At 65.3% G+C, this 8,615-nt stretch carries 10 protein-coding genes; 4 read left to right on the top strand and 6 right to left on the bottom strand.

Going from position 1 to position 8,615, the window contains the following annotated elements; translation table 11 throughout:
• From EN781_RS17930 to ftsE, 3 genes are all read right to left on the bottom strand, one after another.
• Positions 1 to 541: YdcF family protein (locus EN781_RS17930; protein WP_145965540.1), on the bottom strand; the 541-nt coding region annotated here is incomplete at its 3' end.
• Between the two features lie 137 nt (positions 542 to 678).
• On the bottom strand, positions 679 to 1,668 hold the full coding sequence (locus tag EN781_RS17925) for an ABC transporter permease (protein ID WP_126058088.1): 990 nt from the start codon (positions 1,666 to 1,668) through the stop codon (positions 679 to 681).
• The gene (gene ftsE / locus EN781_RS17920) at positions 1,661 to 2,320 is read right to left on the bottom strand and encodes a cell division ATP-binding protein FtsE (RefSeq protein ID WP_023757234.1); all 660 of its coding nucleotides are present in this window, start codon (positions 2,318 to 2,320) and stop codon (positions 1,661 to 1,663) included. Before ftsE ends, EN781_RS17925 begins: the two co-directional genes overlap by 8 nt.
• Before the next feature lie 195 nt (positions 2,321 to 2,515).
• On the opposite strand from ftsE, the gene EN781_RS17915 reads away from it, so the two are divergent.
• The 3 genes from EN781_RS17915 to EN781_RS17905 all read left to right on the top strand — a co-directional run bounded on the left by EN781_RS17915 (position 2,516) and on the right by EN781_RS17905 (position 4,270).
• Positions 2,516 to 3,157, top strand: a complete 642-nt coding sequence (locus tag EN781_RS17915) for a hypothetical protein (RefSeq protein ID WP_127400194.1) — start codon at positions 2,516 to 2,518, stop codon at positions 3,155 to 3,157.
• A 104-nt stretch (positions 3,158 to 3,261) separates the two neighbouring features.
• Positions 3,262 to 3,804, top strand: coding sequence for a hypoxanthine phosphoribosyltransferase (gene hpt, locus EN781_RS17910; protein WP_126058090.1), 543 nt, complete (start codon positions 3,262 to 3,264; stop codon positions 3,802 to 3,804).
• A gap of 94 nt (positions 3,805 to 3,898) precedes the next feature.
• Positions 3,899 to 4,270 carry a response regulator gene (locus EN781_RS17905; protein WP_126058091.1) on the top strand — a complete coding sequence of 124 codons (372 nt, stop codon included), beginning with the start codon at positions 3,899 to 3,901 and terminating at the stop codon, positions 4,268 to 4,270.
• A gap of 73 nt (positions 4,271 to 4,343) precedes the next feature.
• Here EN781_RS17905 and EN781_RS17900 read toward each other — a convergent pair whose 3' ends face one another.
• Positions 4,344 to 5,294, bottom strand: coding sequence for a DMT family transporter (locus EN781_RS17900; RefSeq protein ID WP_126058092.1), 951 nt, complete (start codon positions 5,292 to 5,294; stop codon positions 4,344 to 4,346).
• A 220-nt stretch (positions 5,295 to 5,514) separates the two neighbouring features.
• On the opposite strand from EN781_RS17900, the gene EN781_RS17895 reads away from it, so the two are divergent.
• Complete coding sequence (locus EN781_RS17895; protein WP_126058093.1) at positions 5,515 to 6,393, top strand: LysR substrate-binding domain-containing protein; 879 nt, start codon at positions 5,515 to 5,517, stop codon at positions 6,391 to 6,393.
• A 42-nt stretch (positions 6,394 to 6,435) separates the two neighbouring features.
• Here the strand turns inward: EN781_RS17895 and EN781_RS17890 are convergent, their stop codons facing one another.
• Positions 6,436 to 6,810 carry a glyoxalase superfamily protein gene (locus EN781_RS17890; protein ID WP_126058094.1) on the bottom strand — a complete coding sequence of 125 codons (375 nt, stop codon included), beginning with the start codon at positions 6,808 to 6,810 and terminating at the stop codon, positions 6,436 to 6,438.
• 28 nt (positions 6,811 to 6,838) lie between these two features.
• The coding region (locus EN781_RS17885; RefSeq protein ID WP_127400193.1) for a TIGR02302 family protein at positions 6,839 to 8,615 on the bottom strand (1,777 nt) is incomplete at its 5' end.

The raw sequence follows: 8,615 nt of genomic DNA, 5'->3' as shown, positions 1-8,615 counted from the left end.
GCTTGGCGCCGTGCAGTAGCCGCCCCATCTCCAGCAGGCTGCGCGGCATATGGTAATTGTTGGTGACAAGGATGACGCTGCCATAGGCGTGGCTCTCCACCCATTTGGCGCTCTCCTCGGCATTGCCGATCGTGTCGAGCGCGGCGCGGTCGATGTCGACGCAGCAGGAAAACAGCGCCTTGTCGCCGCCGGTCGCGGCCTGCAATTGACGGCGGCTGGCGGAAGGATGAACGCCGCTGATCAGCAGGCGCTCGCCCTTGCCGGAGGCGAGAAGGTCCATCGCCGCGTCGAGGCGCGACTGGCCACCGGTGAGCACGATAATGGCATCGGCCCTGGCGGGGTTAGCGGGCGTCGTCATGTGGCTGACGGTGCTGGCGAACCAGCCGAAGCCGCCGGCAAACAGAGCCGCTAGCGCCAGGACCGAGAAAGCACAGATCCGAAGGACCATGACAAGACGGGCCAGATTGCCGGGCCCATGCCCCCGGGTACCAGCAACTGGCCTCCGTCCAGCCGTCCCGGTCGTGTCCCGCGCGTCCATCATCCTATGGTTAATCCTGAAATGCGGCCTTTGATAGATGAAAAGGCGCACATTGCGTTACGGCAGTTTCTCTTGCGTGATCAGACCCTTGCTGAACATGACCGGTTCAGCATTCGCTCGCTCCCGGTTCCGGATCATGCTCAGCTCCCATCCGGCTGGCGCATGTCGATGTCGCTGAGATAGGCGACCACGGTGGCATGGGATGTCGCCGCCGTCAGCACACCGATCACCAGCACCATCAAGCCGACGCCGAGATAGCCAGCCGAGCCGATGGCGAAATTGCCGAACAGGGCTGTCGCCTGGTCCGCCTGGGGCGTGGCCATGTTGCGCGACGACCACCAGGAAAAGACGATGAAGACCAGGATCGCGGCAGCGCCTCCTGCGGCGGCGCCCTTCATGCCGGTGACCAGGAAATGCCAGCGAAATTCGCGCGCGATGAAGCGCGCCTCGGCACCGACGAAATGCAGCACCTCGATGATATGGCCGTTGCCAGCCATAGCGCCGCGCGTCGCGAACACCACTGTCAGCACCGTCGCCGACAGCATCAGCACCAGTACGGCGATGCCGATGGTCACCGTGGTGCGGGCCATGGCCACGAGCCGGTCGACCCAGGTGCGGTGGTCGTCGAGTGCCGCGCTCGGCAGTTTGGGCGCGATCGCGGCGCGCATCGCCGCAAAGTCGGGCGGGCTGTTCTCGTCAATGGTGACGATCACCAGGCGCGGCACCGGCAATTCGTCGATGTTGAGGCCTGTGCCCAGCCACGGCTCCAGCAAGCGGGCGGTAGCGTCCCGGTCGATGATTTTGGTGCCCTTGACGCCGGGAAATTCGCTGGCGATCTGTGAGGCCTGAGCCAGCGCGGCCTCCATGTCGAGGCCGTCGACCGGCTTGATCTGGATCGTCGCCTCGCGCGAGATCTGGTTTTCCCACACCGAGGCGGTGTCGCGCACCAGGGTCACGGCGCCGAAGGTCAGGCAGGACAGGAAGGTCATGATGGCGATGACCAGCACCAGCGCCCGTCCGGCGATGTTCTGAGCCGGCACGATCGGCGCCATCCTGCGCTGGGCGCGCTGCATCACGCCAGTCATCTCGGCCGGCTGGTCATGGAGATGTTCGGCGGAAAGCTCAGTCATAGATATCCAGCCTTCCGCCGGCGAGGATCATGCGTCGCGCGTCGACCTGCTCCATCAGGCCGAGGTCGTGAGTCGCGATGACCACGGCGGTGCCGAGACGGTTGAGCTCGATAAACAGCCGAAGCAGCCGGCGCGCCAGCGGCGGGTCGACATTGCCGGTCGGTTCGTCGGCGAGCAGGATCTCGGGCTGCTCAATCAGCGCGCGGGCGATCGCGGCGCGCTGCTTCTCGCCGCCGGAGAGCACCGGCGGCAGCACATGCATGCGCTCGCCAAGACCGACCCATTTCAGCAATTCGGTCACGTCGGTGCGGTAGCTCGCCTCCTCGCGCCCGCGCACGCGCAGGGGCAGGGCGACGTTCTCATAGGTGGTCATATGGTCGAGCAGGCGAAAATCCTGGAACACGACGCCGATGCGGCGCCGCAGATGCGGCAGCTCGCTGCGCGAGATGCGCGAGCGGTCCTTGCCGAAGATGGTGATCAGCCCGCGCGTCGGCTTCAGCGACATGAACAGAAGGCGCAGCAGCGTCGTCTTGCCGGCGCCGGAAGGCCCGCTCAGGAACTGGAAGGAGCGCTCCGGTATGTGCAGGGAAATGTCGCGGAGGATTTCCGGACCCATGCCATAGCGGAGGCCGACATTTTCGAAGCGGATCACGTTCGGCGACCTGGAACTTGCGGCGGCGAAACGCCAGCCCTTTCTCTCAAAAGACCATCGGCCCGCATGGTTAACCCTTGGTTAATTTTTGATGCTTTTCGATGCATCACCGGGGTTCCGGTGGGGAAGCGTTAACCATTTGCGTTTACCCAAAAGAAACGAACAGCGAACAGGTGCTTTCAGTACTGGAGCCATATGGCTAAGGATCGAACCGCGCGCCCGGTTTCCGGCGAAATCATGGCCGGGCTGGGGACAAGTGCCGCGCTGCAACCGCGCGGGCCGGTGATCGACATCGTCGAGGCCGATTACGAGGTGCTGCCGCGTCTTTCCGCTATGCCGGAAGCGCCGGCGGCGTCGCCTTCCCGCGCGACCGCCACGCCTACCATCGAAGGTATGGACATGCTGCGCAAGCCGGAGGCTGCGACCGAGCGGCAGCCGGCATCGCGCGGCGGACCGCTTTTCTGGATTGCCGGCGTCAGTGCGGCGCTGGCCGCCTTCTGGGTCTCCGGCGGCCATGCGCTGGTTCGTCAATCGCCGTTCTGGAAGGCCGCGCAACCGGCGGCGGTGTTCAGCATATCGGACATCACGTCGCGCATCGACGCGTCGGGGCTGAAACCTGTGTTGTTCGTCGACGGCGAAGCCGCCAATGACGGGGCGCAGGCCGCGCAAATGCCGCCGCTGGAGATCCGCGTCACCGGCAATGACAGCCAGGTCACCCGCTATACGCTGGGGACATCCGGCCGCTCGCTGGCGCCCGGCGAAAGATTTGGCTTTTCCAGCCGCCTCGATGTGCCTAGAAACGGCGTGAAGGCCGTGGCGGTCAACTTCGCCGGCTAAGGCGGAACAGCATCGCGCGATCCGGCGCAAAATCAAGAAGTTCTACAGCGCGTTCGCTGGCCTGAAGGTCGCGGTCCTGTAGGCAAAACGCCTGGAGGGCGAAAATGCCAGTTGTGCGCGGCAAGGATATCGAGGTCCTGTTTTCGGCGTCGGCGATCGCCCGCCGCAATCTCGAGCTCGCCAAGGAGATCGCCGGGCGCGACTACCATGACCTCCTGGTGATCTCGGTGCTGAAGGGATCGTTCATCTTCGCCGCCGACCTGATCCGGGCCATGCACGATGTCGGCCTGTCGCCCGAGGTCGAGTTCATCTTCATTTCCAGCTACGGCGCCGGAACCACCAGCGGCGAGGTGAGGGTGCTACGCGACATCGACAACGAGGTCGCCGGCCGTGACGTGCTCCTGATCGACGACATCCTTGAATCCGGCAAGACGCTCTCCTTCACCCGCGACCTCATGCTGTCGCGCGGCGCCAGAAGCTGCGCTATCGCCGTGCTGCTCGACAAGCGCATGCGCCGCCAGACCGCACTCAACGCAGACTATGTCGGCTTCGACTGCCCTGACTATTTCGTCGTCGGCTACGGCATGGACGTCGCGCACGCCTTTCGCGAATTGCCCTTTGTCGGAATCGTCAAGGGCGACGCCTAGGCATTCTCGGGGCGCTGGAGCGAATTCTGAAAAGGCCTCATCGACGTTTCAAATTTTCAGAAAACGTCAACGTTTCACCGCCATGTATCTTGCCATGGCAAAGCTTCTGATCGTCGAGGACGATGAATCCGTCCGCACTCTCGCCGCCCGCGCGCTCGAACGCGACGGGCACAGCGTGGCAGTCGCCTGCGATGGCGCCCAGGGCCTTTCTCTCATCGAGGCGGCGCGGGGCGGCTATGACCTCGTCGTCTCCGATATCCGCATGCCGGAGATGGACGGCATCGAGATGGCCACCGCGGCGGCGGCGCTGTTCCCGTCGATGAAGATCATGCTGATGACCGGCTATGCCGACCAGCGCGAGCGCGCCGAGGAATTGAACGGCATTATCCTCGACGTCATGCAGAAGCCTTTTACCCTCGCCGAAATCCGCGCCCGCGTCGGACGCGCCCTGAACTGCTTCGCCTGAGGTTCCGCGCCGGAGGCCCGCCCGGCACGATAGTCCAGGAATCGCATTGCGTTCACGTCGCGGTGGTCGGCGATCACGCCGTGTCGCCTGTCGGCACGAGCAACGGCGGAGCTGCTCTTAGCCGCTCGGTGCGGAAGGCAAGCAGGCCGGCGCCAATGATAAGGGTGGCACCCAGCACGGTCGCCGAGTGTGGCACCTCGGCGAAGAACAGGAAGCCCCACAGCGGCGACCAGATGATGCCGGTATATTCAAAAGTGGCGACGCGGTTGGCCTGCGCAAGCCGGTAGGCCTGCGACAGCAGGATCATGCCGGCCGAGGCGACGAAGCCGCAGGCCGCCATCTTGAGAAGGTCGGGCAATGCCGGCCAGATCCAGGGCCGCACCAGGAATTCGAGGCTGGGGTGGACGGCGTGCTCTATCCCGGCAAGCCGGAACAGGCCGGCGACGAGCAGCGCACCGGTCAGGTAGGCGCCGTTCTGGTAGAACGCCATGACGGTGGAGGATTCGGTGTCGCTTATCTTGCGGGCCATCAGCTGCGAGAGGCCGTAGAGGAAGGCGGAGCCGAGCGACAGGAGCGCCGCCCAGTCGAACAGTCCGGCGCCCGGCCGCAGCATGACGAGGACGCCGAGCAGACCGATCAGGACAGTCGCCAGCGTCTGCCAGGAGACCCGTTCGCCAAGATAGGGCCCGGCAAGCGCCATGATGAACAGCGGCGCCATGAAATAGAGCGCCACCGCGTCGGCCAGCGGCAGGGCGGCGATCGCCAGATAATAGGACGTATAGGACGCGAACTGGATGAAGGCGCGCAGCGTCAGCGTGCCGAAGCGCTTCGAGAGCAGGGCTTTCAGCCCGACATCGGCGTGCACGATAACGATCAGGATCGGCAAGGCGACGATAGCGCGGATCGCCATGACCTCGGTAACCGGGTAGAGGCCCGACACCGCCTTGACGAGCGGATCCTGGAGCGAAAACACCAGCACGCCCAGACAAAGGCTCAGGATGCCAAGCACCATCCTGTTCTGCATAGGATTCGGCCCCCCGATTCGCGCGATCCCAAACCGACGCATGCGGTAAAAAAGAACCCGCCACCGTTCCAGGCAGCGGGTATGAGTGAGGACTCGATTGGTCCGCAGCCGGTTTCAAGGGCTGCATATCCAATGGGTGAGGCGACTATCCTCCGGCGTTTGACATGTTGCAAACGAATTGGAATGATGCCAGCAATCAAAATTGCTTATGGTGGATGCGATGAAGCCGACGCTCGACAGCGATCTCCTGCGCACCTTCGTTGCGGTGGCCGAAACCGGCAATTTCACCAAGGCGGCGGAGCAGGCGGGCCGTACCCAGTCGGCGGTGTCGATGCAGATGAAGAAGCTCGAGAGCATGGTTGGCGACAGCCTGTTCGAGCGCGGCTCGCGCGGCGTGGCGCTGACACGGCGCGGCGGCGAGCTGATCGGCAATGCCAGGCGCATCGTTTCGCTGCTCGACGAGACGGCAGCGTCGATGGCGGCGGCGCCGCTTGGCGGCCCGGTGCGCATCGGCATTCCCGAAGAGTATGGCCATGCCATACTGTCGCGCGCCCTTGGCGCGTTTTCGACGCGCCACCCGAAGGTCGAGGTGACGGTGCGCTACGCGCATTCGGGCGCGCAGACAGCGGCGGTTACCGCCGGCGAGCTCGACCTTGCGGTTGTCTTCGAATGGCAGGATCTCGCGGGCGGCGAGGTGCTGATGCACGACCCGACCGTCTGGGTGACGTCCGAGACGCACCACAGGCACGAGGAGCGGCCGGTGCCGATCGCGCTCTACAGCCGTGACGGCTGGTGCCGCGACTTCGCCATCAAGTCGCTGGAACAGCGCGGCCTTGCCTATCGCGTCGCCTACACCAGCGACACCAATGGCGGCCTCAAGCTCGCCGTCACCTCCGGCCTGGCGATCGCGCCGATCTCGCGCAGCAACATCCCGGCAGGCTGCCGCGAGCTGACCGCCGCCGACGGCTTCGGCGACATCGATTCCTCCAATGTCGTGCTGCACCGCAATCCGCTCGCCGCCGGCGAAGCGATCGACAGCATGGAGAATGCCATCCGCGAGGCGTTCACGCTGACGCCCGGCGCGCTCCTCGACGCCTGACTTGCGCTGCTTCAATCCGGTGGGGCGGTGGCGGCTCCGTTCCTACCCTGGCGGCGTGCTCTCGGAGAAGGTCAGACGGTTGCCGAACGGGTCGTCGACGGTGACCTCTCTCGTTCCCCAGGGCGTCTCTTCCAACCCCGGCCTGGCGTAGCGGTATTTCTTCACCGTCAGCTCCCGATGCAGCGCCGCTATGTCGGCCACTTCGACGCGGATATGGGAGCCCGGCGAACCGTCGCCATGATGCTCGCTCAGATGCAACTCGCAGCCGTCGCGGGCAATGCCGGTGTAAAGCGGCGCACTGTCGTCGAAACGGTGCTCGAACCGCACCTCGAAGCCGAGGAAGCCGAGATAGAATTCATGCGCCTTGGCGACGTCGAATATGCGCAATATCGGAGTGACGGCACCGAGCTTCGGCATGGCGTTGCGACCGTTGGGAAGGGGCGGGCTATTTCAGTTCCAGCAGCCGTTCGAGATAGCTGCGTTCGATGTCGGGGCTGAGCGCGTTGCCGAGCCGCTTCCGGATCGCTTCCAGGATCTGGCGCGCGCGCTGGACATCGATCTCGTCAGGCACCTTCACCGAATTGCCGTCGTCGGGCCCGCGCGTGGCGCGCGGTCGGCCGAGCGGGTCGCGGTCGGCATCCTGCTGGCGGCCGCCCTGCTCGCTGCCGCCCTGGTCGCCCTGCATGGCCTGCAGCTGCTTCATCATGTCCTTGGCGCCACGGCGCAGCGCCTCCAGCGCGCGGCCCTGATGGCCGACGGCCTGGTCGCCGTCGCCTTCGCCGAGCGCCTGCTCGGCATTGCCCATCGACTTGCCGGCATCGCCAAATCCCTCATTGGGCTGCATGCCCATGCCTTCCAGGCCCTTCTTCAACTGCTCGAGGTCGTTTTGCAGCTTGCCCTGGCCTTCCTGCAACTGCTTCAGGGCGTCGGCGAACTCCTGCGGCGTCATCTGCCTCGGACGCGCGAGCGGGTCGCGATCCTCGCCGGGGCCAGGCCTGTCCTCGTCCTGGCCGCCGCCGTTCTCGCCGAGCTGCTCGTCGCGGTTCTCGCCGCGCTGGCGCTGGCCGCGCTGCATCTGGTCCATGCGGAAGGTGTCGTTCATCATCTCCTGCTGGCGCCGCATGATCTCGCCCAGCTTGTCCATCTGCTGGCGCATCTCGCTGTCCTGCTCGCCGCCCTGCTGCTGGCGGCCGGCCTGCAGGTTGTTCATCATGTCCTGCAATTGCGACAGCAACTGCTGGGCGCGGTCGCGATCGCCGGATTTGGCCAGGTTCTCGATCTCGTCCATCATCCTCTCGATGTCGCTCTGGCGCAGTTCCTGGCCGTTCTGCTGCATCTGCGGCGCGTTCGGGTTCTGCTTGGCGCGCTCGGCGAACTCCTGCAGGAACTCGTTCATGGCCTCGCGCAGTTCCTTCATCGCCTTGTCGATCTCTTCGTCGCTGGCGCCCCTGTTGATGGCATCCTGCAGCGCCTGCTGCGCCTGGCGCAGCCGCCGCTCGGCGGCCGACAGATTGCCCTCCTCGATGCCGAGCGCGATTTCCCAGAGATAGGACACGACATTGCGCAGCTGGTCGTCATTGTCGGCCATCTTCAGCCGGCTGCGGGCGCTCATGATCGCGAGGTAGTGCGCCATGTTGTCGAACGTGTCCTCGGGGCGCAGCGTGATGGCATCCATCAGCTCGAGCACGCGCGGCTTCGAATTGGCGTCGAGCCCAAGCATGCGGCGCTGCTCGATCACTGCGCGCGCCAGCGGGTTGGCGAAGGGCCGCTCCGGCATCATCAGCGTCTTGGTCTCGCTGGTCGCGGTGTGGCCGGCGTCGTCGGTAGCGGTGAGCGTCAGCTTGATGCTGCCACCGGACCAGACGTGCTCGGTCAGGTCCTTGCTGGTCTTGGCGGCGTTGCCCTTGCCGCCACGCCGCGGCACCGCCAGCGGCATGTCGGGCGGGCCATAGAGAGGATGCGCGTTGGGTGCCTGCGGGTCGGCGAGCGCGAACTCCGCCTTGGCCGAGGCCGCGCCATAGTCGTCGTCGATCTGGTAGTTGAGCTCGAAGGCGCCGTTAACGGCGCGCTTGGGCTCGCCGGCAAAGCGGATCGCCGGCGGCTTGTCCGGAATTACGGCGAAGGCCCAGTGGCCGAGATCGTCCTCGCCTGATTTCAGCGTCAGCACGCCGTCGCCGGTCAGCTTGCCGGTGAACTGGCGCACTTTTGGCGCTGCTGTCGAC

The sequence above is a fragment of the Mesorhizobium sp. M4A.F.Ca.ET.090.04.2.1 genome (genome assembly GCF_003999085.1).
Classification (GTDB): domain Bacteria; phylum Pseudomonadota; class Alphaproteobacteria; order Rhizobiales; family Rhizobiaceae; genus Mesorhizobium.
This window is presented reverse-complemented; position numbering and strand designations above follow the sequence as displayed.